At 66.4% G+C, this 25,070-nt stretch carries 16 protein-coding genes; 6 read left to right on the forward strand and 10 right to left on the reverse strand.

What is annotated here, in order from left to right; all coding sequences use genetic code 11:
• Nucleotides 1-150 precede the first annotated feature (150 nt).
• Both DJ017_RS20670 and DJ017_RS15925 read right to left on the reverse strand, forming a co-directional pair.
• On the reverse strand, nucleotides 151-3,987 hold the full coding sequence (locus DJ017_RS20670) for a family 16 glycosylhydrolase (RefSeq protein WP_111529634.1): 3,837 nt from the start codon (nucleotides 3,985-3,987) through the stop codon (nucleotides 151-153).
• 119 nt (nucleotides 3,988-4,106) lie between these two features.
• Nucleotides 4,107-5,111, reverse strand: a complete 1,005-nt coding sequence (locus DJ017_RS15925; RefSeq protein WP_111529635.1) for an NAD(P)H-dependent flavin oxidoreductase — start codon at nucleotides 5,109-5,111, stop codon at nucleotides 4,107-4,109.
• A gap of 167 nt (nucleotides 5,112-5,278) precedes the next feature.
• On the opposite strand from DJ017_RS15925, the gene DJ017_RS15930 reads away from it, so the two are divergent.
• The 5 genes from DJ017_RS15930 (at nucleotide 5,279) to DJ017_RS15950 (ending at nucleotide 12,453) form a co-directional block, all read left to right on the forward strand.
• Nucleotides 5,279-6,694: a methylmalonyl-CoA mutase family protein gene (locus DJ017_RS15930; protein WP_111529636.1), complete on the forward strand. Its 1,416-nt coding sequence runs from the start codon at nucleotides 5,279-5,281 to the stop codon at nucleotides 6,692-6,694.
• Complete coding sequence (scpA, locus tag DJ017_RS15935) at nucleotides 6,691-8,850, forward strand: methylmalonyl-CoA mutase (protein ID WP_111529637.1); 2,160 nt, start codon at nucleotides 6,691-6,693, stop codon at nucleotides 8,848-8,850. The genes DJ017_RS15930 and scpA overlap by 4 nt, the downstream gene beginning before the upstream one ends.
• 142 nt (nucleotides 8,851-8,992) lie before the next feature.
• A complete protein-coding gene (locus DJ017_RS15940; protein ID WP_111529638.1) occupies nucleotides 8,993-9,448 on the forward strand; it encodes a nuclear transport factor 2 family protein in 456 nt (151 codons plus the stop codon).
• 229 nt (nucleotides 9,449-9,677) lie between these two features.
• Nucleotides 9,678-10,361, forward strand: a complete 684-nt coding sequence (locus tag DJ017_RS15945; RefSeq protein ID WP_111529639.1) for a superoxide dismutase — start codon at nucleotides 9,678-9,680, stop codon at nucleotides 10,359-10,361.
• A 91-nt stretch (nucleotides 10,362-10,452) separates the two neighbouring features.
• The gene (locus DJ017_RS15950) at nucleotides 10,453-12,453 is read left to right on the forward strand and encodes a protein-L-isoaspartate(D-aspartate) O-methyltransferase (protein WP_111529640.1); all 2,001 of its coding nucleotides are present in this window, start codon (nucleotides 10,453-10,455) and stop codon (nucleotides 12,451-12,453) included.
• A 378-nt stretch (nucleotides 12,454-12,831) separates the two neighbouring features.
• Here DJ017_RS15950 and DJ017_RS15955 read toward each other — a convergent pair whose 3' ends face one another.
• The 8 genes from DJ017_RS15955 to traA form a co-directional block, all read right to left on the reverse strand.
• Nucleotides 12,832-13,623, reverse strand: coding sequence for a helix-turn-helix transcriptional regulator (locus tag DJ017_RS15955; RefSeq protein ID WP_111529641.1), 792 nt, complete (start codon nucleotides 13,621-13,623; stop codon nucleotides 12,832-12,834).
• Nucleotides 13,624-13,853: 230 nt separating this feature from the next.
• A complete protein-coding gene (locus tag DJ017_RS15960; RefSeq protein WP_227000167.1) occupies nucleotides 13,854-14,753 on the reverse strand; it encodes a restriction endonuclease in 900 nt (299 codons plus the stop codon).
• 203 nt (nucleotides 14,754-14,956) lie between these two features.
• Complete coding sequence (locus DJ017_RS15965; protein ID WP_111529643.1) at nucleotides 14,957-15,301, reverse strand: DUF2958 domain-containing protein; 345 nt, start codon at nucleotides 15,299-15,301, stop codon at nucleotides 14,957-14,959.
• Nucleotides 15,302-15,560: 259 nt separating this feature from the next.
• Nucleotides 15,561-18,452, reverse strand: a complete 2,892-nt coding sequence (locus DJ017_RS15970; RefSeq protein ID WP_111529644.1) for a type I restriction endonuclease subunit R — start codon at nucleotides 18,450-18,452, stop codon at nucleotides 15,561-15,563.
• Nucleotides 18,439-19,116: a hypothetical protein gene (locus DJ017_RS15975; RefSeq protein ID WP_111529645.1), complete on the reverse strand. Its 678-nt coding sequence runs from the start codon at nucleotides 19,114-19,116 to the stop codon at nucleotides 18,439-18,441. Before DJ017_RS15975 ends, DJ017_RS15970 begins: the two co-directional genes overlap by 14 nt.
• Before the next feature lie 7 nt (nucleotides 19,117-19,123).
• Nucleotides 19,124-20,326 carry a restriction endonuclease subunit S gene (locus DJ017_RS15980; RefSeq protein ID WP_133255471.1) on the reverse strand — a complete coding sequence of 401 codons (1,203 nt, stop codon included), beginning with the start codon at nucleotides 20,324-20,326 and terminating at the stop codon, nucleotides 19,124-19,126.
• A complete protein-coding gene (locus DJ017_RS15985; RefSeq protein ID WP_111529647.1) occupies nucleotides 20,323-21,900 on the reverse strand; it encodes a type I restriction-modification system subunit M in 1,578 nt (525 codons plus the stop codon). The genes DJ017_RS15980 and DJ017_RS15985 overlap by 4 nt, the downstream gene beginning before the upstream one ends.
• Before the next feature lie 206 nt (nucleotides 21,901-22,106).
• Entirely contained in the window at nucleotides 22,107-24,590 is a 2,484-nt protein-coding gene (traA, locus tag DJ017_RS15990) for a Ti-type conjugative transfer relaxase TraA (RefSeq protein WP_111529648.1), read from the reverse strand.
• 167 nt (nucleotides 24,591-24,757) lie between these two features.
• Here traA and DJ017_RS15995 point away from each other — a divergent pair, with 167 nt between their 5' ends.
• Nucleotides 24,758-25,039, forward strand: coding sequence for a conjugal transfer protein TraD (locus tag DJ017_RS15995; protein ID WP_111529649.1), 282 nt, complete (start codon nucleotides 24,758-24,760; stop codon nucleotides 25,037-25,039).
• The last annotated feature ends 31 nt before the right edge of the window (nucleotides 25,040-25,070 follow it).

Genomic DNA, 25,070 nt, shown 5'->3' on the forward strand with positions numbered 1-25,070 from the left:
TCAGGGGTTTGAGATCGCCCACACGGCCAAGCTCGCGGGGCGATGACAACCGATCGAGCGCTGCCGTTGTTCCCGCGGTGAACGGGAATATTTGGCGGCTGCCGAAGGTCCCCGCCGCTCGGCTCTCGGCCGAACGGCGAGGGTTCGCGACTACCGGATGATCCAGTCCCCAGCGGTGAGGCTCGCGGGATCGACGTGGTCGAGGGTCGTCAGATGCGTCCCCCACGGGTCGCCGCTGCCGGGCCCGTCGCTGTCGAAGTAGACCCAGCTGCCGCCCTGCCCGTCGGCGATCAGCTTGATGTAGCCGTCCGCGATCGGATCCGAGCCGGCGTAGCCCACCTTGGCGAGCAGGCCGGAGACGTCGATCTTGTCGGTCCCGTGGGTGAAGTCGGTGATGTGGCCGGCCTGCCAGGGGACAGCCTGGAAGGTGAAGTGGTCGGCGCCGCCGGCTCCCGTCATGGTGTCCGGACCCGTGCCGCCGATCAGGGTGTCATTCCCCGCCCCGCCGGTGAGGTTGGAGCCGCCGGCCTGGCCTTGGAGGGTGACCCCGCCGGACGGCGGCGGCGGTGGAGGCGGAGGCGGCGGGCTGATCCCGGCTGCGGTGAGCTGGGACCAGGTGAGGCCGGAGACCGGCACGCCCTGCAGGTCGATGACGTAGTCCGGCCACTGCTGCGCCGTGCCCGTCCCGTCGCGGTCGAACAGGATCTCGGTCCCGCCGTGCCCGTCGTCCAGAAGCCAGATCACCTTGTCGGCCACCGGATCGGCGCCCGTGTAGCCGGCGTCGCGGAACAGGCCCGAGACGTCGAGTCGGTCTGTTCCGACCACGAAGTCGGTGACGTGGGTCGGCGCCCAGGGCTCGTGTGCGAAGACGAAGGCGTCGGCCCCGGCCCCGCCGGTGAGCTGGTCGCCGCCCTGGCTGGCGTTGAGCGTGTCGTCGCCGGCGCCGCCGGTCAGGGTGTCGGGCGCGCTGGAGGCCGTGATCACCTGACCGCCGCTCGGCGGTGGGGATGGAGGCGGCGGGGGTGGAGGCGGCGGGGGTGGAGGCGGCGGGGGCGGAGGCGGTGGCGGCGGGCTGACGCTGGAGCCCGCAAGCTGCGACCAGGTCAGGCCCGAGACCGGCGTGTGCTGCAGGTCGATGATGTAGTCGGGCCACTGCTGGGCCGCGCCGGTCCCGTCGCGGTCGAACAGCACTTCGGTCCCGCCCTGGCCGTCGTCGAGCAACCAGATGACCTTGTCGGCCACGGGGTCGGCGCCCGTGTAGCCGGCGTCGCGGAAGAGGCCCGAGAGGTCGAGTCGGTCGGTCCCGACCACGAAATCCGTGACGTGGGTCGGCGCCCACGGCTCGTGGGCGAAGACGAAGGCGTCAGCCCCCGCCCCGCCGGTCAGCTGGTCACCGCCCTGGCTGGCGTTGAGGGTGTCGTCGCCGGCCCCGCCGGTCAGGGTGTCCGGCGCCGTGGCCGCGGTGATGACCTGACCGCCCGTCGGCGGAGGTGGCGGCGGAGGTGGCGGCGGAGGAGGTGGGGGCGGTGGCGGTGGCGGCGGGGGTGGCGGCGAGTTCGGCGCGGTGTCGGTGATGACGCCGGTGGCGCTGGCCTGGGCGCCGAAGCCCGTGCCGATCGGGTTGTAGAGGGTGATGGTGAACTGCTCGTCCGTCTCGGTCAGGGCGTCGCCGGCGATCGGCACCGTCAAGGTCTCGGACCCGGCGTTGATATCGAAGGTGATCACCCCGCTCGGCAGCACGCCGCCGGGGAAGTCGGCGGCGCTGACCGGATGGTCGCCGCTGGGCGTGACCTTCCAGGCGACGGTCGCCTTCTGCCAGAGGTCCCCGGCCCGGTTGACGGTGAAGGTCATGGCGCCGACGCCAGATCCTGGCTCGGCCTGGGTGACGCTGGGCGCGGAGAAGGAGACCGCGCCGACGGTGTTCAGATAGGCGTTGAACAGGCTGTAGAGCTGCTGGCCCGAGCCGGCGGCGGCGATCACCTCGTTGTTGGCGGTGACCCCGCTGACGTCGCCGGTCAGGGTGGTCGTGGCGCCGTACCAGCCGTGGCCGTCATAGGCGAAGCTGTCATAGCTGCGGCCCAGGTGGGCGCCGGACGGATCCTGCCAACTGGCCGTGAAGTCACCATAGGCGGTCGCCACGAAATGGACGTCGCCGGTGGCGGCCCCGAGCTCGTTGCGGCTCAGGGTGTGGGTGGCCGGATCGAACACCAGGGCCCAGGCCGACTGGCCGTGGACGCCCGATCCCCAATAGCCCAGCACCACCTTGCCGTCGGTGAGGAAGGTCCCGGCCCCCATCAGGGGCGAGGTGTCGCCGGCCATCAGGCCGGTCGGCTGGTCCAGCACCTTGCCGTTGGAGACGGCGCCGAACACCGCGCCGGAATCCTGCCAGACGACGAAGGCCTTGCCGTCCGGAAGCTGGCTGGCGTCGGGCCGGGCGTTGAAGATCAGGATCGGCGCCGCGGTGACCGGCTGGCCGGTGTCCTGGAAGACCGCGGGCGTCGCGGCGACGCCGGAGGTCGGGCCGCCGTCGGCGCGCAGGGTGCCGAGCGGCTCCTCGAACTGGCCGGTGGTCACCTGGCTGGAGCCGTCGGCCAGGGCGTAGGCGCGCACATAGTCGACGTGCATGTCGGCCGGGAACTGGGTGGGGTCGGGCGTTCCGCCCCAGCCGCCCACGGCCATGTTGAGGATCAGGGCCATCGGCCCTGTCCAGCTGGCGGGCGTCGGACCCTGCAGGACGGCGGTGTCGTCGTAGTAGAAGGTGACCGTCTGGGGCGTCCAGAGCAGCCCGTAGGTGTGATAGCCGGACGGGTCGATCTTGATGCCGTTGTCGAAGACGCTTTCGCTGCCGCCGTAGGCGCGGCGGTAGTCGACGTTGGGGGTCGAGCCGAGCGCCTCCATGATGTCGGCCTCGCCCTGGCCGTTCATCGGATAGGGCGCCATCCAGAAGGCCGGCCAGGCCCCGCTCGCGGTGGGCAGCTCGGCGCGCATCTCGAAGTAGCCGTACTTCTGGGCGAAGGCGCCGAAGGTGTTCAGCATGCCCGAGGAATAGGAGGCGCCCCACACCTGCGGCGCGAGCTCGCTCGGCAGCTGTTCGGCGCGGATGGTCAGGGTTCCATCGGAGACCGAAAAGGGGTTCAGCCCGAGGTCGTGGTCGGCGAGGCCCTGGAACCCGGCGTGGGCGTAGACCTCGCTCTCGCCGTTCTGCAGCAGGGTGTAGGTGCCGGAGGCCTTGAGGTTGCCGCCGAAGTCGGTGCGCCACAGGCCGGTGTTCTTCGAGGGGTCGTAAAGCTTGAGCGTGTCGAACTCGTCGTCGAAGGTGAGCGCCCCCACCTTCGCGCGGTCGAGCGGCAGCAGGAACTGCTTGTCGGCGAAGGACGCCGGGGTGGTGTTGCGGACCGTGAGGGTCTCGGCGGGCGAGAGCTGGATGACGGTGTCGGGGCCGACCTGCTTCATCGCCCCGCGGATCTGGGCGGCGGTGGTGAAGCCGTAGTCGACCAGCTTGAGCTGGTCGTACTGGTCCCAGTTGTAGATGACGTCGTTGCCCTCCCCGGCCCGTACGAGGAAGGTGTTCTGGGCCGCGCCGCCCACCAGCACGTCGTTGCCGGCGCCGCCGTAGAGCCACTGGTTCTGGTCGTCGCCGACGATGATCAGGTTATCGAGGCTGTTGCCGTAGGCGTAGTCGTAGCTGCCGTAGACCTTCAGGTTCTCGACGTTGTCGGCGAGCTTGATCGGCATCCAGCCGATCTCGGTGTCGATGCCGGCGTTGGGCTGCTCGACGACGATGTCCTTGGGGTCGGTGATCCAGAAGGTGGTATCGCCCGAGGCGCCGATCAGCTTGTCGCCGCCGCCGGCCCCGGCCACCGAGGAATTCACCTCCGGAGCCTGCAGGGTCTCGTTGCCGGCCGAGGTCCCGAGGATATTGTTCTTGCCGTTGTCCTCGGGCGCGGTCTCCGGCATCGGCTGACCGAGGTAGTTCAGGTATGACATAGGTTAGGCTCCCAGCGCGCGCGGGGGCTCAACCCAAAAGCGGCGCCAGGGTTGCCCCGGCGCCGGCTTGGCCATTCAAAACATTAGCGTGATCGGGGCTTTAGGCCCCGAAAGCCGGCCTATTCGGCGGCCATCGCAAAACGCCGGTGCGTGAGCGCGACCTTGGCTTGGAGCTCGGCGATGGCTTCGTCGTACTCGCCCGAGAGGCGGGCGACGAGTTCGCCGGCGGTGGGGATGTCCTTGACCGCGCCGATGCCCTGGCCGCAGCCCCAGATGTCGCGCCAGGCTTTGGCCTTCTGGTTGCCGCCGGAGCCGAAGTTCATCTTCGACGGATCGGATTCGGGCAGGTTGTCCGGATCGAGGCCGGCGGCGATAACCGAGGGCTTGAGATAGTTGCCGTGCACGCCGGTGAAGAGGCTCGAATAGACGATGTCGTCGGCGGCGCTGTCGACGATCATCTGCTTGTAGTCCTGCTCGGCGTTGGCTTCCTGCGTGGCGATGAAGGCCGAGCCGATGTAGGCGAGGTCCGCGCCCATCGCCTGGGCGCCGAGGATGGCGTGGCCGTTGGCGATCGAGCCCGACAGCGCCACCGGGCCGTCGAACCACTCGCGGATCTCCTGGACCAGGGCGAAGGGCGAGAGCCGGCCGGCGTGGCCGCCGGCGCCGGCCGCCACCGGTATCAGGCCGTCGGCGCCCTTCTCGACCGCCTTCTTCGCGAAGCGGTCGGTGATCACGTCGTGCAGCACGACGCCGCCGTAAGAATGGACCGCCGCGTTGACGTCCTCGCGCGCGCCCAGGGAGGTGATGACGATCGGCGCCTTCCACTTGGTGGAGGCCTCGAGGTCGTGCTCCAGGCGGTCGTTGGTCTTGTGGACGATGTGGTTCACCGCGAAGGGCGCGGCGGGCGTGTCCGGATGGTCGCGGTCCCAGGCGGCCAGCTCCTCGGTGATCCGGTGCAGCCACTCGTCGAGCAGGCTGGCGGGCCGGGCGTTGAGCGCCGGGAAGGAGCCGACGATGCCGGCCTTGCACTGGGCGATCACCAGATCGGGCCCGGAGATGATGAACAGCGGGCTGGCGATGACGGGCAGACGCAGGCGGTCGCGGAGCACGGGCGGCAGGGCCATGGGCGGTCAGGTCCTCGAACGGATGTTGGATTTACAACGTACGCAGGTCACGGAGCGTCAGGCAACCGGCTAATCGTCGCGCCACGCCCGCGGCGCGGGATTCCACGCGCGCCTGACTGACCTTGCGGGACCTTGACGCCCGCGGCCCGCGCGGCCCATGTCGCCCCATGGCCGAAGCCCTGACTTCCCCCTTTCCGCCCGCCTCCGAAGAGGCCTGGCGCGCCCTCGTCGAGAAGACGCTGAAGGATGCGCCCTTCGAGAGCTTGCGCAAGACGACCGTCGAGGGCTTGCCGATCGAACCGCTCTACGAGGCGGCGAGCGGGCCGGCGCGATTCCCGACCCGCCCGTTCGACGCGGAGCGGGCCTGGGACCTGCGCGTCCTGACGGCCCATCCGGACGCCGTCGCGGCCAACGCCGAGATCCTGCGCGACCTGGAGGGCGGCGCGGCCTCGGTGGTGGTGCGGATCGATCCGACCGGCCAGTCCGGCGTCGCCGTGGGCTCGGCCGACGGCCTGGCCCAGGTGCTGAAGGGCGTGGTTCCGGAGTTCGCCACCCTTGGCCTCGACGGCGGCTTCCTGGGACCCAAGGCCGCCGACTGGCTGGGCGCCTTCGCCAAGGCCTCGCCCGGCGCCCTCCTGGCCTTCAACCTCGATCCCCTGAGCGCCTTCGCCGAGACCGGCGTCAGCCCGGGCCCGGTCGAAAGCCACCTCGTGTCCGCCGCCACCGTCGCCGTGCGGCTGGGCGAGACCTATCCCAAGGCGCAGCTCTTCATGGCCTCCGGCCGCGTGGTCCACGAGGCCGGCGGCGGCGAGGCGGCGGAAGTGGCCTTCGCGGCGGCCTCCGCCCTCGCCTACGCCAAGGCGCTGGTGCGCGCCGGCATGCCGGTGGCCGAGGCGTTCAAGCGCATCACCCTGGGCCTGTCGGCCGACGCCGACTACTTCGCCACCATCGCCAAGTTGCGCGCGGCGCGCCTGGTGTGGGCGCGGATCGCCAGCGCCTGCGGCGCCGAGCCCCTGGCCCACATCGAGGCCCGCTCGTCGCGCCGGATGCTGGCCGCCAAGGACGCCTGGACCAACATGATCCGCCTGACCGCCGCCGGCTTCGGCGCGGCCGTCGGCGGCGCCGACGCGATCGTGCTCGGCGCCTTCACCGACGCGCTCGGCCTGCCCACCGCCTTCGGCCGCCGCCAGAGCCGCAACACCCAGCTGGTGCTGATGGAAGAGGCTCATGTCGGCCGGGTGGCCGACCCGGCCGCCGGCTCCGGCTACATCGAGACCCTGAGCGAGGAGATCGCCCGCGCCGCCTGGGCCGCGTTCCAGGCGATCGAGGCCAAGGGCGGGATCATCGCCGCCCTGAGCGCCGGCCTCGTCGCCGAGACCGTGGCCAAGGCCAACGCCGCGCGCGGCCCCCTGAAGATCGTCGGCGTCACCGCCTTCCCGCCGGAGAAGGAGACGCCGGTGGAGGTCGAGACGGCGCAGGCCAAGCCGGTCGAGGCGCCCTCGCCCCGCCTGCCCGGACCCGACGGCGCCTGTCCGCCGCTCAAGCCCATCCGGCTGTCGCAAGCTCACGAGGCCGTCCAATGAGCGCCTTCCCCGATTTCGCCACCCTGTCGTTCGACGGCGAGGCCGCCGCGGCCCCTGCGCCCACCGGCGCGCCCTGGAACACGCCGGAAGGCATCGCGGTGAAGCCCGCCTACGCTGCGGCCGACGCGGCGGGGCTCGAGGCCCTGGCCGGCTACCCGGGCCTGGCCCCGTTCGTGCGCGGGCCCTATCCGACCATGTACCTCACCAACCCGTGGACCATCCGCCAGTACGCGGGCTTCTCCACGGCTGAGGATTCCAACGCCTTCTACCGCCGCAACCTAGCGGCCGGTCAGATGGGCCTGTCCATCGCCTTCGACCTGGCTACCCACCGCGGCTACGATTCCGACCACCCGCGGGTGAAGGGCGATGTCGGCATGGCCGGCGTGGCGATCGACTCCATCCTCGACATGCGGACGCTGTTCGACGGCATCCCGCTCGACAAGATGAGCGTGTCGATGACCATGAACGGCGCGGTGCTGCCGATCATGGCGCTCTACATCGTGGCCGGCGAGGAGCAGGGCGTGGATCACGCCAAGCTGTCGGGCACGATCCAGAACGACATCCTCAAGGAGTTCCTGGTCCGGAACACCTACATCTACCCGCCGTCGCCCTCGATGCGGATCATCTCGGACATCTTCGCCTACACCAGCGCCGAGATGCCGAAGTTCAACTCGATCTCGATCAGCGGCTATCACATCCAGGAAGCCGGAGCGACGCTCGACCTGGAGCTCGCCTACACCCTCGCCGACGGCATCGAATACGTCCGCGCCGGGGTCGCCGCCGGCATGACGGTGGACCAGTTCGCGCCGCGCCTGTCGTTCTTCTGGAACGCCGGCATGAACGTCTTCATGGAAATGGCCAAGCAGCGCGCCGCGCGCTTCCTCTGGGCCAAGCTCATGAAGGAGGAGTTCGACCCGAAGGACGCCCGCTCCCTCGCCCTGCGCGCCCACACCCAGACCTCGGGCTGGTCGCTCGCGGCCCACGACGTGTTCAACAACGTGGCCCGCACCGCCGTCGAGGCGATCGCCGCCACCAGCGGCCAGACCCAGAGCCTGCACACCAACTCGCTGGACGAGGCGCTGGCCCTGCCGACCGACTTCTCGGCCCGGATCGCGCGCAACACACAGCTCTTCATCCAGCTCGAGAGCGGTCAGACCAAGGTCGTCGACCCGTGGGGCGGCTCCTACTACGTGGAGCGGCTGACGGCCGATCTCGCCGCCCGCGCCCTGGAGCACATCGCCGAGGTCGAGAAGCTTGGCGGCATGACCAAGGCGATCGAGGACGGCCTGCCCAAGCGCCGCATTGAGGAAGCTTCGGCCCGCACCCAGGCGCGGATCGATTCCGGCGTGCAGAGCGTGGTCGGCGTCAACCGCTACCGGCCGGAAGGCGCCGACGAGATCCCGGTGCTGAAAGTCGACAACACCGCCGTGCGCGAGCGGCAGCTCGAGAAGCTGAAGCGCCTGAAGGCGGAGCGCGACCCCGAGGCCCTGCGCCAGGCGCTGGAGGCCCTGACCAACGGGGCGGCCGGCAACGGCAACCTCCTGGAGCTGTCGGTCAACGCGGCCCGCGCCAAGGCCACGGTCGGCGAGATCTCGGACGCGCTGGAGAAGGTGTTCAACCGCCACAAGGCCAAGGCCGACGCGGTGAAGGGCGTCTATCTGCGCGAGAGCGGCGAGACCCCGGCGGCCCAGCGCGCCAAGCAGATGGTCGAAGCCTTCGTCCACGCCGACGGCCGCAAGCCCAAGGTGTTGATCGCCAAGATGGGCCAGGACGGCCACGACCGCGGCCAGAAGGTCGTGGCCTCCGGCTTCGCCGACCTCGGCTTCGACGTGGTGATCGGCGACCTGTTCCAGACCCCCGCCGAGACGGCCGCCGAGGCTGTCGAGAAAGGCGTCCACGTGGTCGGCGCGAGCTCGCTGGCCGCCGGCCACCTGACCCTGGTCCCCGAGCTGAAGGCGGAGCTCGCCAAGCTCGGCCGGCCCGACATCATGGTGGTCGTCGGCGGCGTCATCCCGCCGGAGGACTTCAAGGCCCTGGAGGACATGGGCGTGGCGGCGGTCTTCACCCCCGGCACCGTGGTCCCGGAAAGCGCCGTGGTCATGCTGGAGCGGCTGAACGAACTGCTCGGCTACGCCCAGGAGCAGGCGGCGCAGTAAAGCCGGTCTATCGCTGTGTCATGGCTGGCCCGTGTGCGGGTCATGACGTCAGGCTTGGGCCGCCGGCGCCTATGATGTCCGGTAACCGCCAGCGGCTTTCGGCGACCTCCGGTATGCGGACCTCCTCGAGAGGGAGGTGGCGATGCGCGCGATCATGATGGGCGTTGGGCTGGGACTGGCGCTGGCGGCGGGCTTCGCCGGGATGGCGGTAGCGGCGCCCGACGACCGCGCCACCGTGGCGGCCCTCGACCTCGCCTACCAGGCGGCCGTGAAGGCCAATGACGCCGAGTCCATGGGGCGGATCCTGCATCCCGATTTCGTGCTGGTGGTCGGCTCCGGCGCGGCGGCGAGCCGTGAGGACCTGCTGCGCGAGGCCCGGGCCAAGTCCATCGCCTGGGAGATCCAGGACGAGGAGCCGGGCACCCAGACGGTCCGCCTGTTCGGCGACACGGCCGTGGTCACGGCGAAGCTGCGGCTGAAGTACATGGCCGGCGGCAAGGGCTATGACCGGCGCCTGTGGTTCAGCGACACCTATGTGCGCACCCCGCAGGGCTGGCGTTACGCCTTCGGCCAGGCCTCACTGTCGCTTCCGGACTAGGCCAGCGGCCCGTTCCCGGCGCTCGCGGCGACTGGCATTACATCGTTCCACGATATGACTTGACTTAAGTCCGGCGCGGTCGGAACACCAGCTTCGCCCTGTCGGTTGCAGTGGCGCGTGCGGGGGCGGCCGCGATGGCGCACGCCCGGCGCCGGAACGACGCGCGCGAGATGCGCCGCACGCCAGAGACGCAGGACCAGAGACGCAAGGTCAAAGCCAGGAGTCCCCCATGTACGAGCTGCCGCCGCTTCCCTACGCCTACGACGCCCTGGAGCCGACCGTGTCGGCCGAGACCCTCCACTTCCACCACGACAAGCACCACAAGGCCTACGTCGACAAGACGAACGACTTCGCCGCCAAGGCCGGCTTGGACGGCCGTCCGCTCGAGGACGTGGTGCGCGAGGCGAGGAAGCGCGGCGACAACGCCCTGTTCAACAACGCCGCCCAGGCCTGGAACCACGCCTTTTTCTGGAACTCCATGGGCCCCGAGGGCGGCCAGCCGGGCGGCGCCCTCGCCCAAGCGATCGACAAGGCGTTCGGCGGCATGGACGCCTTCAAGGAAGCCTTCGCCAAGGAAGGCGTCGGCCACTTCGGCTCCGGCTGGGTGTGGCTGGTGACCGGCGCGGACGGGCTGAAGGTGATCTCCACCCATGACGCCGACGACACGCTCGTCCGCGAGGGGGTCTTCCCGCTGCTGGTCTGCGACCTGTGGGAACACGCCTACTACCTCGACTACCAGAATGACCGCGCCGGGTTCCTGAAGTCCTGGCTCGACAAGGCGGCCAACTGGGACTTCGCCGAACGCCAGCTGGCGGCGGCCGAGGGCCAGGGCGAGGGCTTCCGCTATCCGGCCCCGGGCGGCGGCGCCGGCCGCGGCGGCGAGGCCGGCCAACAGCCGGGCCAGACCGCCTGAAGGCCGTTTTCAGGCGGCGGGAATTGAGCGGGCGCAAACCGGGCGCCCGCGTTCCCGGTTAGGTTGGCGCCCTGCCCGCGGGAGACGCCGCATGCTCGACTTCGCCTACGCCCGCCACCGGATGGTCGAACGGCAGCTCGCCGCCAGAGGCGTCGGCGACCGGCAAGTCCTCGACGCCATGGGCGAGGTTCCGCGCGAGGCTTTCGTGCCGGACGGCATGGAGGAGTTCGCCTACGAGGACTCTCCCCTCCCTATCGAGTCCGGCCAGACCATCTCGCAGCCCTATATCGTCGGCCTGATGATCCAGGCCGCGGGGATCCGCCCCGGCGAGCGGGTGCTGGAGGTCGGCGCGGGCTCCGGCTACGCGGCGGCGGTGATGAGCCGGATCGCCCAGGCGGTCTACGCCATCGAGCGGCACGAGCCGCTGACGCGGCTGGCCCAGTCGCGGATCGACAGGCTGGGCTATGACAACATCCATCTGAAGACCGGCGACGGCACGCGGGGCTGGGCGGACGCCGCGCCGTTCGACGCGATCCTCGCCGCGGCCGGCGGACCTGAGGTCCCGGCGGCGCTGAAGGCGCAGCTGGCGATCGGCGGACGGCTGGTGATGCCGGTGGGCGAGGAGCCGCGCCTGCAGCGCTTGAAGAAGCTGACCCGCATCTCGCAGGCCGAGTTCCGCGAAGAAGACCTCGGAGAGGTGACCTTCGTCCCGCTGATCGGCGAACAGGGCTGGGGAGAGGACGAGCAGCGCCGGCCGCCCGAGCCGCGCAGCTTCCGCGCGCCTTCGCCTGCGGCCTCGATCCCGAAGCTGATCGCCCACGCCGCAGAGCCCCTGCCCGACCTCGACGACCCGGCGTTCGGCGCCCTCTTCGACCGCTTCGCCAAGGCCAAGGTCGTGCTGCTTGGCGAGGCGAGCCACGGCACCTCGGAATTCTATCGCGCGCGAGCGGCGATCACCCGACGCCTCATCGAGCATCACGGGTTCAAGATCGTCGCGGTCGAAGCCGACTGGCCCGACGCCGCGCACTTCGACCGCTATGTGCGCCACCTGCCGCCCCCGAAGCATGACGAGCCGCCGTTCCGCCGCTTCCCGACCTGGATGTGGCGCAACGCCGAGGTGGAGGGCTTCATCGAAGGCCTGCGCGAATGGAACCTGGCGCGGGCGCCGGACGCGCGGGCCGGGTTCTACGGGCTGGATCTCTACAACCTCTCGGCCTCGATCCGGGCGGTGCTGGACTATCTTGACCGCGTGGACCCGCAGGCCGGCGACATCGCCCGCCAGCGTTACGGCTGCCTGACGCCGTGGGCCAAGAACCCGCAGAGCTATGGCCGGATGGCGCTCTCCGCCGGCTACCGGGCCTGCGAGGAAGGCGTCGTCAGGACCTTGACGGAGCTGCTTGGAAACAGGCCCGAATACGTCAAGGCGGACGGAACGGCCTTCCTCGACGCCATGGGCAATGCCCGGCTGGTGAAGAACGCCGAGGCCTACTACCGGGCCATGTACTACGGTTCGGCGGAGAGCTGGAACCTGCGCGACACCCACATGTTCGAGACCCTCTGCTCGATCCTCGACTCCCAGGGTCCGGACGCGAAAGCGGTGGTCTGGGCCCACAATTCGCACATCGGCGATGCCTCCAAGACCGAGATGGGCACCGAGCGCGAGGAGCTGAACATCGGCCAGCTCTGCCGCGAGCGGTTCGGCGCCGAGGCGGCCCTGATCGGCTTCGGCACGCACGCGGGGACCGTGGCCTGCGCCAGCGACTGGGACGAGCCGATGGAGGTCAAGCCGGTGAACGCCTCGCTTCCCGACAGCTACGAGCGGCTGGCGCACGAGGCCGGCGTCGGGCGCTTCCTGCTGGATCTTCGGGAGGGCGCGCACGACGAGCTGCGCCACCGACTCCTGGAGCCGCGGCTGGAGCGCTTCATCGGGGTGATCTACCGCCCCGAGACCGAGCGCTGGAGCCACTATGTGGCCTGCTCCCTGCCCCAGCAGTTCGACGCCTATGTCTGGTTCGACGAGACCACCGCGGTGAAGCCGCTGCTCACCGAGGCGCGGCCGGGCGCCGAGGAGACCTACCCCTTCGGGCTCTGAGCGGATCTGCGGGCGGGCGGCTGCTCGCCGCCCGGCCGAATTGACGCTTGGCGCGGCGTCCGATTGAGTATAGTTTTAACTGCACTATCCCCAAACTGGCCCGCCGACGCTCCGCGGATCACGCCCCCGCTCCGCAGCCCTCCCCGGCGACGGACGCATCCGGCGGGCCACCCTTTCTCCTGCGATTGGAATCGGGCGGTCGCAAGGGGCGATGCGGCTGACGGGCCGCTGGTGGGGACACCGGGAATCGAACCCGGACGGGCCAAGCCCGAGCGATTTTAAGTCCCACACGCCTGCGATAGAACGCTGATTATACGAGAGTTTTTTCCACAGAACCAGCGACTGTGAAAGGAAATGTGTAAGAGTCCGGCCTCGGGCTCAGACACGCACTCCTTCGGCTTCGTCCTCGCCGAGCCCTTCCATGACGGCCGCCAGCAGCTTCGGGCGGACCGCGACGAGCGGGGCCTCCAGAACCGTCAGCCGACCAGGGCTGAAGATCACCTCTTCGCCCTCGGCGTCCACGAAGGTCATCGCCTCCTGGTCATCGCCGGTGGCTTCTAACGTCGTCAGCAACCACTGCAGCTCGGCGTCGCGCTCGGCCGCGTCATCGGCGATGTCGACCTGGTCGGGCTCCACCTCGAACTCGTGGGCGTCGGGCTCGCCATCGAAGTAAAGCTTCAGCCGGCAATCGAGCACCGCCTCGCCGACGGCCTCATGCTCCTCGACGTCCACGCCAGGATCGGAGAGCACGGTGGTCCAGAGCAGCTTCCCGCAATTGACCACCACCGCCTCCCGATCCGTGTCGAACGCCAGGAAGCCCTGAACTCCGTTCGCGAGGGCCGATCGCACGCGGCGCGCCGTGGCGGCATTGACCGAGTAGTACTTCGCCAGCCCGCCCGCGAACCGGATCTTCAGGGCATGGGAACAGCCACTGTAGTCGATGGTCTCGTCCGGCTTGTGGTCGCCCCTTCGGTTCGGCGGGCCGATTTCGGGGAACAGCGTCCTCGGCCCAACCTTCAGGGCTCCTGCAAGCGCCATCGCCGTTTCGAACCGAACGGTTTGCGCTTCCGCCTCAATCCGCTGGATCGTCTGTTGCGAGACCCCCACCATGGCAGAGAGGGCGCGTTGGCTGAGCTTTGCCTTCGCCCGGTATCTAGCGACATTGTTCATGGCCAACCCATCTATGGATCACACGATCCGGATCTGGACGCCCCGAATGAGTACAGATCAAGACACTGCCCAGACTCTTCGTTGGCTAGGAACTGGGACAGCGCCAACGCGCATTTTGCCGGCCCACCCCACGCACAATCGATCGAGAAAGCTCCGCTTGGGGAGCAGCGCCTACCGCCAAGGTAATCGAAGCCTGCGGCACTCGGCTTTTCTTGGGGTAGAACCTCATGTCATTCAGCGAAAAAGCCTTCGTCGATGGCCTTAATCTCGACGGTATGCCGAACGACGACGCCCACTCCGTGACGGACCATTAAATCGGCCAGACGGTCACCGTCGACCAGCACAACGTGAGTGGTCGACCGCTCCGCGTGTTCACGCGCCTGCTTCGAGAATGTGGACGCGGTTACGAACAGGCCTTTATTCGCCCGCTTGATGTTCAGAGCTCCGATGAAGCTGTTGATCGCGTCAGGCCCTACGGTATTCCCATCACGATATCGCTTGGCCTGTATGTACACCCGATCGAGCCCCAGGCGGTCCTGGTGGATTACGCCATCAACACCGCCGTCCCCCGCGCCTCCGAGTGCCTGCGCCATCTCCTCACGGCCCTGACCATAGCCCATCCTTAGGAGCAGGGTGACGACGAGCTCCTCGAATTCCGCTGGCGGCATTGCACGGACGCGGTCGAGGAGATCAGCCTTGAGACTGGCCTCAAGCTCCTGCCGGGCGGCTTCGATTCGCTCTTCCGGCGTTGCGCCTGGCGGCTCAAATTCGGCTGCACCGGCCACCTCATTTCCGGTCACAGTGTCGCCACGCGCTCTGAGCCACGCCACAAATTCTGGGTATCTGGCGAGTGTCTTGTTGTTCACCACTGGCGGACGTTCAGCCAGCAGCGCTTGACCTCGATTGGTGACCTGAAACCGACCACGTTCAGTTGCCTCGAGCAGCCCGGCTCTCGTTAGATACTGCTTGGCCCAATGCAGCCGATTGTGCAGCAAGCCCTGACGCCCACTAGGCAGGCGTTGCGCACGCTCATCAGCACTTAGCCCAAGGTCGGACGCGATCACTGGCTCCAGTTCAACCACCCTCGCCGGGTGCGTGAGCTCCGCAGTTCTCTGTAAGACAGGCAGCATCAGGGACTGATAGTCAGGGACAGGCACGCGTATTCCCCCGCAGCGTAGGCAACCGTTGATTGAAGTATGGCGGCCAGCACAAACAGTCCAGGTGCGTGGAGGGGCCGCTGTTCGTCGGTGAGCCACCGGGAGCGGACACGATGGACAATTCAGGCCCGGGCCCGGTGGCTACATTGAAGGGAAACCTGGGCACCCAGCCGGGCCTATTCGTCGATACGCCCGCGCCGCCGTGCCCGCCGGACGTACGCGGTGAGCGGCTCGGTGGCCTTGAAGTATCGATCACGCTCGACAGGCTGCCCCAAGGGACCACGCACGGCGGCGAGTTCGGATAAGCGAACGGTGCCAAGCTCGGGCGCGCCGAGGCCGAGATCGCATAGACCAAATGCAATGTCGGGATCCTCTGTATCGAGCTCCGTGAGAAGCCACGTTGCGCTGGCGTCCGGCGTGAACAACTTCACCACAGGGACGAGGTCGAGGTCGTGCCCACGGGTTCGGCGGCGACCGTTTGCGAGTAGAACCTGGATCTGCAGTTGGGTGAGAAGCGGCATCGGAACCTCCTTGGCCCTCGACTGCGAGGGTGAGGAGGCACCGGGCCGCTGCGCTGCGGCCGGTCAGGCCCGCGCCGCGCCGAAGGGGAGGCTTGATCGGTCGCGGACAGCGGCCAGCCTCGTAACTCTCGAAAGAGGGCTAAGGGGTTTACGCCGCTCGAATACCGAGATGCCGGCGTCGATCGTTTGCCGCCGGGCTCCGCAGTGCATCCGAGCTGGGACAAAGCACTGAAGCAAGGGGATGGTCGGAGAGGGACACCTAAGCCGCGACAGGCTCATCGATCCCGTCGAGATCGTCGTCAAACGTCCGCACGAGATTGTCCAGGCGCTCAAGGACCCGGTCGACCACCTTACGGCGCGTGAGCAGGCTTGGAGGCACCCGCAGCGCTGCTACCACGTCCTCGCGCATTACTGTCTGCGAGAAGACATAAGCTCGCATGAGTTCCTCGAACTTGGCCCGCTCAAGTCCCTCTTCGTCGCAAAGCGCGTTCATCGCAGCGGACCGCTCCGCAAGCCAAAATGCTCGAAACGCCGGCTGCACGTCGTCGCCTTTGCGAAGCGGTGGCATGTTCTTCTCGATGAACTTCTCGATAAGTTCGCGCTTGCTTCGCAGTTGAGCCTCGCCCGAGATCATGTCGAGCGCGCTCGACAGGCGGGCACGGCTCTCCTCAGTCGGGGCTCCGGAAGTCTCCTCTTCCTTAATCTCCCGAAGAAGCTGGAGGATGTAGGCGACGTTAATGCGATCCTGCCGGATCAATTCCAATTCGAAGTCGACGTCGCCGACAATGGAGACTACCCCCTCCTGTCGCGTCTGTCGGGTCAGCTCGTGCAAATCGGTGTACTTGCTCCGATAATCATCAAAGAGCTGAGGGTTCATGGCCAGATCCGCCCAGTCGAACTCCGCGAAGCTAGCTAGAACATTCCGCAGTCGCGCCAACTCGCGGAACGACCGGATAAACAGCAGTTGAGCATTCTCGTCCGCCAGCCGATCGACGTCGGCGGGCGTGGGCGCGATCGCCAATAGCTCACCCACGCGCTTATTGAACTGCGTGACGAACGAAGAATATGGCGGAATGAGGATCTGTTCTTCGGCACCCTTGTTGGCGAAGAGCCGAATAGCATCGTCTGTCGCAGACTTTAGATTACGAAACGCGACGATGTTACCCTGCGACTTTACCTCGTTAAGGACTCGGTTGGTGCGAGAGTATGCTTGAATAAGGCCATGGTACTGAAGATTTTTATCAACGTAGAGCGTGTTGACCTTCTTCGCATCAAACCCGGTCAGGAACATCCCGACGACGAGGAGTATATCGACGCGGTCAGACGGCTTCGCATCCTCCCGCTCTCTCAGCTTAATCCTTCTCCCAATATCTCTATAATAATTGTAGAAACTCAGGCTGTCCTTCGTTGAAAACGAGGTCCCGTACATAGCGTTATAATCGGCTATGAAGCTGTCGAGAGCATCTCGACTATGTCTATTCTGCGGCGTCTCCGGCCCAACTTCAAACTCGGGCTCACCAATCAGCCCGTTGGCGTCCTTATCGTCCTCGTTGGCACCGTAAGTGAAGATGGTCGCGACGCGCAGGTCGTGAGATCCGACAGCCTTCTTGGCGCGGAACGCCTCATAATAGGCAATCAATGCGTCGACGCTACCCACCGCAAGCATCGCAGTGAAGTCACGATCGTGCGTCTTTCGAGCGTGGTTCGCGATGATCCAGTCAACGATCTTTTCGATCCGGACGGAGTCCTCAAAGAACTCCTTCGTGTCAATCCCCGCTACCTTCTCATCTACTAGGGAACCGTCTCGCCGCCGAAGACTTCCCCAGTACTCGACGGAGAAGCGCAGCACGTTGCCATCACGGATGGCGTCGGTGATCACGTACTTGTGCAGGCACTCGCCAAACAGGTCGGCCGTGGTACGCGGCACCGCTTCGCTGCGGTTGGCGTTTTCCCGGAAGATGGGGGTACCCGTGAAGCCGAACAGTAGGTGCTTGTGGAAGAACCCGGTGATCCGTTTGTGGGTCTCCCCAAACTGGGACCGATGGCACTCGTCGAAGATGAACACGACCCGTCGCTCAGCCAACGGGGCCATCTGCTCCAGGAACTGATTTCGCGAGATAGCCGCGTTTAATTTCTGGATGGTGGTAACGATCAGCTTCGTGTGGTCCGTAAATTGCCGGACTAGCTTGTGCGTATTGTGAGTCCCGTCGACGCTACCATCACTAAACGCGTTGAATTCACGTGTAGTCTGGTAATCTAGGTCGGCCCGATCGACCACAAAGACGACCTTATCCACCCCTTCTTGTTCAGTAATGAGCTTCGCCACCGCGAAGCTCGTAAGCGTCTTTCCGGAGCCAGTGGTATGCCAGATGTAGCCGCCGCCTCCCCCAGCGGCAACTCGCTCCAAGATCCCTTCGACGGCATAATACTGGTATGGCCGCAGCACCATGAGCTGTCGGTCACCCTCATGGAGCACCATGTAGCGCGAGATTATCTTCGCCACCTGGAACCGCCCAAGAAAAGCGTCCGCGAACTCGCTCAACTGGCTCAGCGGCTGGTTATCGGGGCCGCTCCAGGTGAAAGTTTGACGGAAACTCTGCTTTCGATTGTTGGCGTAATATCGCGTATTCATCCCGTTCGAGATAACGAAGATCTGAACGTACTGAAATAGCCCCCGGCCAGCCGAGTAGCTGTGTCGATGATAGCGGTTTACCTGGTTGAACGCCTCTTTGATTTCAACCCCTCGTCGCTTCAGCTCTACCTGAACGAGAGGTAGCCCATTCACGAGGAGAGTAACATCGTAGCGGGTCTTGTAGGTGCCGGCCTGGGACACCTGCTGAGCCACCTGATAGCGATTCCGCCCCCACTCCCGCGAATTGAAGAACTCCAAAAAGACTCGGCTGCCGTCCTCACGTGTGAGCTCGTAACGATCGCGTAGGATTTTGGCTCGGTCGAATACGCCGCCACGATCCAGATGGTTGAGCACCCGCTCGAACTCGCCGGCCGTCAGCTTCACGCCGTTATACGCCTCGAGCTCGGCCTTAAAGTTGGCGATGAGAGATGGCTCGTCCTGGATCCGGACCTTGGTCCAGCCCATTTGTTCGAGACGGCCAATGAGGCTTTCCTCGAGTTGGGCCTCAGTCTGCGTCATCGGACAAACCCTCCCCCGTACCGTCCGCTTCGAATTCCGCCGACTGGTCCAAATAATCTTTCAGCTGGATCAGGTAGTCCTCGGGGTATTGGTCATAGAGAGCTCGGCTGTAAAGCACCCTGCCGGGAACAGCATTTTGGTCATCAAGCCACGAGTTAAAACCGGCATTGTCGTCGTAATCTGGCATCACCGGTCGTTCGGGTTGCAGCGCGAAGAAGGTGGCGAGCATGTAGCGAAGGAGCGGCTCGGTGAGGTTCAACACCAGACGCGCAAGGCTGCGATCGCTCTGTAGCTCCTTGGGTACGACCCGGCCATGGCTGATATCCCCTCGCTGGTTTCGCAGCTCTCCTACGACCCGCACGAGGTTCTCCGCCGCAACCGGAAAAGCGAGCTCGACAGTGGCGTCACCGGCGGCGAGACAGCGGAGAGCTGCTTTCACTTGTCGACCGATGGAGAGGTTCTCGAACTCGGGACCGAACTGCTCCGGATCTAGGCGCTTCACGATTGTCTTAGCGATGCCCTGAAAGAGGGCAGCACAACACTCGATCGTCACGTCCGGATGATCGATTTCGTTCCGCTCGGCCTTCTCGATGTTGCCGATGTAGTAGCGGAATTCGCTGTTCTCGTCGCTGTGTCGCTCGATGAGCTCACGAAGGCTCTGCACGGATCACCTACACTAGTAGACGCGCGGCCAAGGCCGCCTTGTAGGTACGCGTGGAGCTGGCCTGGTGGCGGACAAGGGCAATTTTTTCGTCGATCGCCCGTAGGAAGGCGGCAATGCGGCGCTGCTCTTCGAGCTGAGCCGGAGCGCGGATCTTCAGGCTTTTCAAGTGATGACCATAGAGATGCACGACCGAATAGCCCTGCGCGAGGCGTGCGATCTCGCGGCGCTTGGCGCTGCGAAGCAGGTAAGCAAGGAAGACGCCATCTAACGACGAGCGGATGATGTTGAGGTCGCCTCCGAGGGCAATGCCATCCAGCGTCACGCAGGCTGCCGAGGCCATCTCGAGAGGATCTTCTCCGGAGGCCGGTACGATGACGTCACCGGCTTGGCTTAAGACCAGCCCGCGCGGATCCGCATTTGTTCGCGAGACTACGTCGCGAATCGTCTCTCCGTACGTGGTGTAGAGCTCGCCGTAGCGAATGCACGGCGTCAGGCCGTCGGTAACGACATCGTCTCGCGATACCCCCCGTCCCTTGGAGAAATCCGCGACATCGCCAAGCCGGATATCAACCCAATCATCGTAGGCGCCGCCTCCTGGCGGATCAAACCGAAGCTGCTCCGAGAACAGCTTCTGCATGGTGCCTTCTTTAAAGCGAACGAGCGTCTCGGCCCGGTGCTCCAGCGCCTGGATCCGCGCGTCGAGCGCATCGAGGACGTCAGCGATCCTCTCCTGCTCTTCGAATTCGGGCACACGGATAGGGACGCGGGCGAAGTCGCGGTAGTAGAGGCGAAGGCGGTCGTTCGTGAGACCGTAGGAGTATGCCCAGAGCCAGTATAAGGCGCGCGGCTGCTTGAACCAGTGATTGAAGAAGCGCGCAGAGTGACCCTTCCTGGCCGACAGGACCACATAGGCGGGGCTCACCATGCAATCCTCAGGCGCACGGCCGAAGGCACCCTGCCACATTCGCATCATGTTGTAGACGATGTCTCCGGCTCTTGCGCGGAGGTTGTCCTCGTCACTCGCATTTGCAGCGATTTCTCGCTCGAGGCTGTCCCGGCGAACCATACCGCGATCGATTGTCACCGCGTAGATCGGCAATCCCGCTTCACCGCGGGTACGCCGCTGCCCGAACGCGTCGCCAGCACGCAGGCTTTGCCACGCAGCGGAAAAGCCGGGGAGTCGCAGATCCGGAGAGCTCCGCTCGTTCAAACTGGCGCCTCCACGCCGAGGTCTTGGCAGAACTCCGCGATGACCCGATTGATTTCGGCGAGGCCCGATTCCTGAGCCTTGAGATCAGCGGTTACAGCCGCCAGGTCGATTTCCGGCGCTGGCTCATAGGTGTCCACATAGCGAGGAATGTTGAGGTTGTAGTCGTTCTCCTCGATCTCGCTCAGCGACGCGCGGTGACTGAACCCCTTCTCCTCAGATCGCGAGACATAGGCTTGCACAATCGCTTCGACGTCATCATCGAGGAGAAGGTTCTGGTTCTTGCCGCGATCGAACCGCCGGCTAGCATCGATGAAGAGGATATTCTCCGGCGACTCCCGGTGCTTCTTGAGCACTAGCACGCAGGTCGGAATGCCTGTCCCGTAGAAGATGTTGGCGGGTAAGCCGATCACTGCGTCGAGGTAGTTCCGCTCTGCGATGAGGATCCGTCTGATATCCCCCTCAGCCGCCCCACGAAATAGCGCCCCGTGGGGCAGAATGACCGCGGCAACCCCGTTGTCAGCCAACTGATGGACCATGTGCAGCACAAAGGCGAAGTCCGCCTTGGATGCGGGAGCCAAGCGGCCGTAGGCGCTGAACCTTTCATCTTGGGCGAAGTGTGGGTCGGCGCTCCAATTCGCTGAGAACGGGGGGTTGGCGACTACCGCCTCGAAACGCTTATGGAGATGCTGAGGCCGCTCAAGGGTATCGTCCTGCTTGATGCTGAACTTGCGGTAGTTCACCCCGTGCAGAATCATATTCATGCGCGCGAGATTGTAGGTCGTCCGGTTCGCCTCCTGGCCGTAGAAGCCGTCGGCGATGTTGCGGATCCCCACCTCGCGCGCCACGCGGAGCAAGAGGGATCCCGACCCACAAGTGGGGTCGTACACGTTCTGCAGCCGGACCTTGCCACTCGTTACGATCTTGGCGAGCACGGTCGAGACCTGCTGCGGAGTGTAGAATTCGCCGGCCTTCTTGCCCGCGCCGCTGGCGAACTGGGCGATCAAATACTCGTACGCGTCCCCGAGCACGTCACTGTCGACTTGGTCCAGCCGGAAATCCACCCGGTCGTCGTCGAGCCGGGCCAAGATTTTCGTCACGAGCAGGTTTCGCTCGCTGACGGTGCGTCCGAGCTTGGTTGATCCGAGGTCCATGTCCTCGAAGAGGTGGTCGAAGTCCTCCTCGCTGTCAGCGCCCATGGTCGAGCGCTGGATGTTCGCCAAGATCCTATTCAGGTCATCCAGAATAAAATTGTCACCCTTCCGCGCACCCTTGGCCGCCATCGCAGAAAAAAGTTCCGACGGGCGAAGAAAGTAGCCAAGCTCATCGATCGCCTCTGCTCGTAGCGCCTCGAGGTACTCTTCGCCTTCGGCCGATCCCTCTCGAAGATCTTGGAACTTGAGCCCATCAGGTTGCAACAGCCGGTCAGCGTATAATTGCATACGCTCGGACAGATACTTGTAGAAGATGAAGCCGAGTATGTAGTCCCGAAACTGGTCGGCATCCATCTTGCCTCGGAGATCATTAGCGATCCCCCAGAGCGCCGCTTGCAGCTGGCGCTTCTGCGCGTCCGTCATATACGCCCCCAGGACTAGCCGGTTTCGCCGAGACCCGCCGGCTATCCGGCTCGCTCATTGTCACAAGATTCTCATATCCGCTCATACCCAGGCGGACCGGAATCAAGGGTAGCAGGACGCTCGCCGCGGGGCGATGGCGTGGTACGCGTTCCCCCAAAATCCACCCGTTAGGACGAGCTCACACTGAGCGAAATCCACGCGGTGCCTCAGCGGCCGAGGTCAAGCCCGCGATTCCGTCCGACGGAGCGTATCAGGTCATCGACAAGGCGTCGCTGAGCCCGGCCCGAATCGCCGATGCCCAAATCCGCACGCCGCGCAGAAAGCGCGGCGCCAAGTGCCGGGTCGCGATCAACCCGATCGGTGAGCCGGCGGAGGTCGCGTTCGAGCGCACGGCGTTCCAAGACGTCCCTGCCTGCCCCCCGCCCCATGCGCAAACTGAGGGCCGCCCACTCCTTCACGAACGCGGCCACGCGCAGCTCCAGGTCGTCGGCCCTGCGGATGCCGCGCCGAGTGGCGAAGCCGGCGCTGTAGTCCAGTGTCGTGTCCTTAGGTCGCTCGCGGCTGAGGGTGCGGGTGAGCTCGACACGATCTCTAAACTGGTCCCGGCCGAAGTGCACCGCGATCGCCTGGCGGTGCCGCGTCATGGCGACATAGGCCGCGTGCCGGTCGAGCCCGCTGGTGGCCAGCACGTGGACGCGGTCGACCGTCACGCCCTGCGCCTTGTGGATGGTTGCGGCGTAGCCGTGATCAATGTCGGCGTATTCGGAGATCGAGAAGGTCACCTCGCGTCGGTCCGTGCCGTCCAGGCGGACGACCAAGTCGCCACGCTCAATGCGCTCGACGCGGCCGAGCGTGCCGTTCTTCACGCCCAGGGACTTCTCGTTGCGCAGGAACATGATGCGATCGCCCGCCGCGAACATGCGCTCGCCCCGTTCGGTCGCGACCGCTTGGTCCTCACCAAGGCTGCCGGCGGAGCGTAGGCTCGCTCGGGCGAGGCGGTTCAGCTCGGCGACATCGGCGCGCGTGTGCGCGAGCATGAGCTGGCTGGCCTGGGGTTGCGAGACGCGCGCCCTCTCCCACCCCGCCGCCAGGCCCGCGCGTGCGTCGGCTGTCGTCGCGTAGTCGTGCACCGCGCCGGCCGCCTCGTAACGCGCCAGGGCCTCGCTCGTGCGCCCCGTCGCGAGTTCGCGCGTGGCATGACGCTGCCAGCCCTCCGCTTGACGGCGGACTTCGGTGATCTCGGCGGCGCCATGCCGTTCCGCGAGCGCGCGGAATGCCGCCCCCGCCTCGATCGCCTGCAGCTGCTCGACATCGCCGACCAGGACGAGCTTCGCGCCAGCCTGTTCGACCGCAGCAACCACCCGCGCCATCTGTCGCGAGCCGATCATCCCCGCCTCGTCCACGACGAGCACGTCGTTGGCGCGCAGCAGGTCGCGGCCGTTCGCCCAGCTGTGCTCCAGGCTCGCCAGGGTCCGCGAGGGGATGGAGGAGCCGGCCTCCAGGCTCTCCGCCGCGATGCCGGACAAGGCCGCGCCACGGACCGTGAGCCCATCCGCCGCCCAAGCCTCGCGCGCGGCTCCGAGCATCGCCGTCTTGCCGGATCCTGCGTAGCCGACGACGAGCGCCAGGTCCGCGCCGGTCGTGACATGGGCCATCGCCGCGCTCTGCTCGTCGCCGAGCCCAGGCCCGGCCGAACTCCACTCCCTCACCTCATGGCCGCCGCGGTCCGCCAGCCTCGCCGCTGAAGCCTCCAGCGCCTCCTCCACGCGGAGCATATCCCGCGTGCTGAAGCGCTCGCGTCCCGCGGCGTCCTTACCCAGGCCCACCAGTTCCGGCGAGGTCTTCAGCGCCGACACCGCCCGCTGGAACTGCGCGGCGTCATCGGTGTGCCGGTGCGCGAAGCGCATCAGGTCATAGTCCGTGAAGGTGCTCTGGCAGCGGGTGATGGCGTCGAAGGCCAGGGACGGGTTGGCCGCGATCAGCTCGCCGTTCCGCCGGGCGATCGCGCGGTGCTCGGCGATGCGCTCGGCCAGCTCACCTCGCGCCGCTCGTCCTGATGCGGCTGCCCCGATCTTGTTCTGGGGCTCGAGGTCGATCCCCTGCGCCTTGAGGCTCCGGTGGTCGATGGCGGCGTCGATGTCGAGCGCCGCAAGCCGCGCATTGGCATGCTCGGCCCAGGAGGAGCGCCATTCCATCAGGAGCTCGGGCCGGTTCCACGCGCGGACCTTCGCCCCGAAGCCATCGGGGCCGACATCGCGCATGCTCAGCATCACGTGTGCATGCGGCTTAGGGGTGCCATCGGCCGCCACGTCCCAATGGACATTGAGGTCGGCCACCATTCCGCGGTCCACGAACTCGCGCTTCACGAAGTCCCGTGCCAACTGAATCCCGTCTGCCTGGCTGAGCTCGCGCGGGATGGCGAACTCCACCTCGCGGACGAGCTGCGCATCCCTGCGCCTTTCCCCGGCCTCGACCTCATTCCACAAGGTCTCGCGATCACGCCAGCGCTCCGGAACGCCGTCCGGCGCCAGGATCTCCGAATGGACGACGCCAGCTTTGTTCGTGAAGTCGTGCGCCCGGCCCAGACGCTCGTCGTGCAGTCGGGATCCAGATCGGTATGCGGCGGCCGCCACCGCGCTGGAGCCGTTCGCGCGGCTGATCACCTTCGCCGAGAAGTGATAGATCGCCATGCCGGCACACCACTCGCGAGCCACGTCGGTCACGACGTATAAGCGCGCACTCAGACCTGCGGCCGTTCGTGACTGGCGGGAGACCGATGATCCTCCAACTGGCGCGCGAACACAACGTTTGGTAGCATCTTGGCTGGGGGCGCGAACCGCAAAGGACGAGCGTTCTCATGCGCAAACCTCGCGACATCGATTCAGAGCTCCGCGCGCTGGCGGAGAAGACGAAGGGGCTGAAGGCCCGCAAGATCACACAGCTCGGCGAGGTGGTCGCCGCGACCGGCGCGGACGCGCTGGACGTGGAGACGCTGGCCGGCGTGCTCTTGTCCGCCGTCGAGGCGAAGGACGGCGCGAAGGAGGAGTGGCGGCGCAAGGGCGCCGACTTCTTTCAGCGCGCACGCGGCGGCGGCGCGTCGCGCAGCCGAGCTGCTCAACACGCTCAAGGCGCTCCGTAGGAACTCCGCCGCGGTCCACCGCGCGGAAGCC

Origin of the sequence: Phenylobacterium soli (assembly GCF_003254475.1) — a bacterium.
Classification (GTDB): Bacteria; Pseudomonadota; Alphaproteobacteria; order Caulobacterales; family Caulobacteraceae; genus Phenylobacterium; species Phenylobacterium soli.

Coding starts and splice junctions, on each gene's coding strand:
- DJ017_RS20670 (WP_111529634.1), bottom strand. CDS start 3,987: ATGTCATACCTGAACTACCTCGGTCAGCCGATGCCGGAGACCGCGCCC.
- DJ017_RS15925 (WP_111529635.1), bottom strand. CDS start 5,111: ATGGCCCTGCCGCCCGTGCTCCGCGACCGCCTGCGTCTGCCCGTCATC.
- DJ017_RS15930 (WP_111529636.1), top strand. CDS start 5,279: ATGGCCGAAGCCCTGACTTCCCCCTTTCCGCCCGCCTCCGAAGAGGCC.
- scpA (WP_111529637.1), top strand. CDS start 6,691: ATGAGCGCCTTCCCCGATTTCGCCACCCTGTCGTTCGACGGCGAGGCC.
- DJ017_RS15940 (WP_111529638.1), top strand. CDS start 8,993: ATGCGCGCGATCATGATGGGCGTTGGGCTGGGACTGGCGCTGGCGGCG.
- DJ017_RS15945 (WP_111529639.1), top strand. CDS start 9,678: ATGTACGAGCTGCCGCCGCTTCCCTACGCCTACGACGCCCTGGAGCCG.
- DJ017_RS15950 (WP_111529640.1), top strand. CDS start 10,453: ATGCTCGACTTCGCCTACGCCCGCCACCGGATGGTCGAACGGCAGCTC.
- DJ017_RS15955 (WP_111529641.1), bottom strand. CDS start 13,623: ATGAACAATGTCGCTAGATACCGGGCGAAGGCAAAGCTCAGCCAACGC.
- DJ017_RS15960 (WP_227000167.1), bottom strand. CDS start 14,753: ATGCTGCCTGTCTTACAGAGAACTGCGGAGCTCACGCACCCGGCGAGG.
- DJ017_RS15965 (WP_111529643.1), bottom strand. CDS start 15,301: ATGCCGCTTCTCACCCAACTGCAGATCCAGGTTCTACTCGCAAACGGT.
- DJ017_RS15970 (WP_111529644.1), bottom strand. CDS start 18,452: ATGACGCAGACTGAGGCCCAACTCGAGGAAAGCCTCATTGGCCGTCTC.
- DJ017_RS15985 (WP_111529647.1), bottom strand. CDS start 21,900: ATGACGGACGCGCAGAAGCGCCAGCTGCAAGCGGCGCTCTGGGGGATC.
- traA (WP_111529648.1), bottom strand. CDS start 24,590: ATGGCGATCTATCACTTCTCGGCGAAGGTGATCAGCCGCGCGAACGGC.
- DJ017_RS15995 (WP_111529649.1), top strand. CDS start 24,758: ATGCGCAAACCTCGCGACATCGATTCAGAGCTCCGCGCGCTGGCGGAG.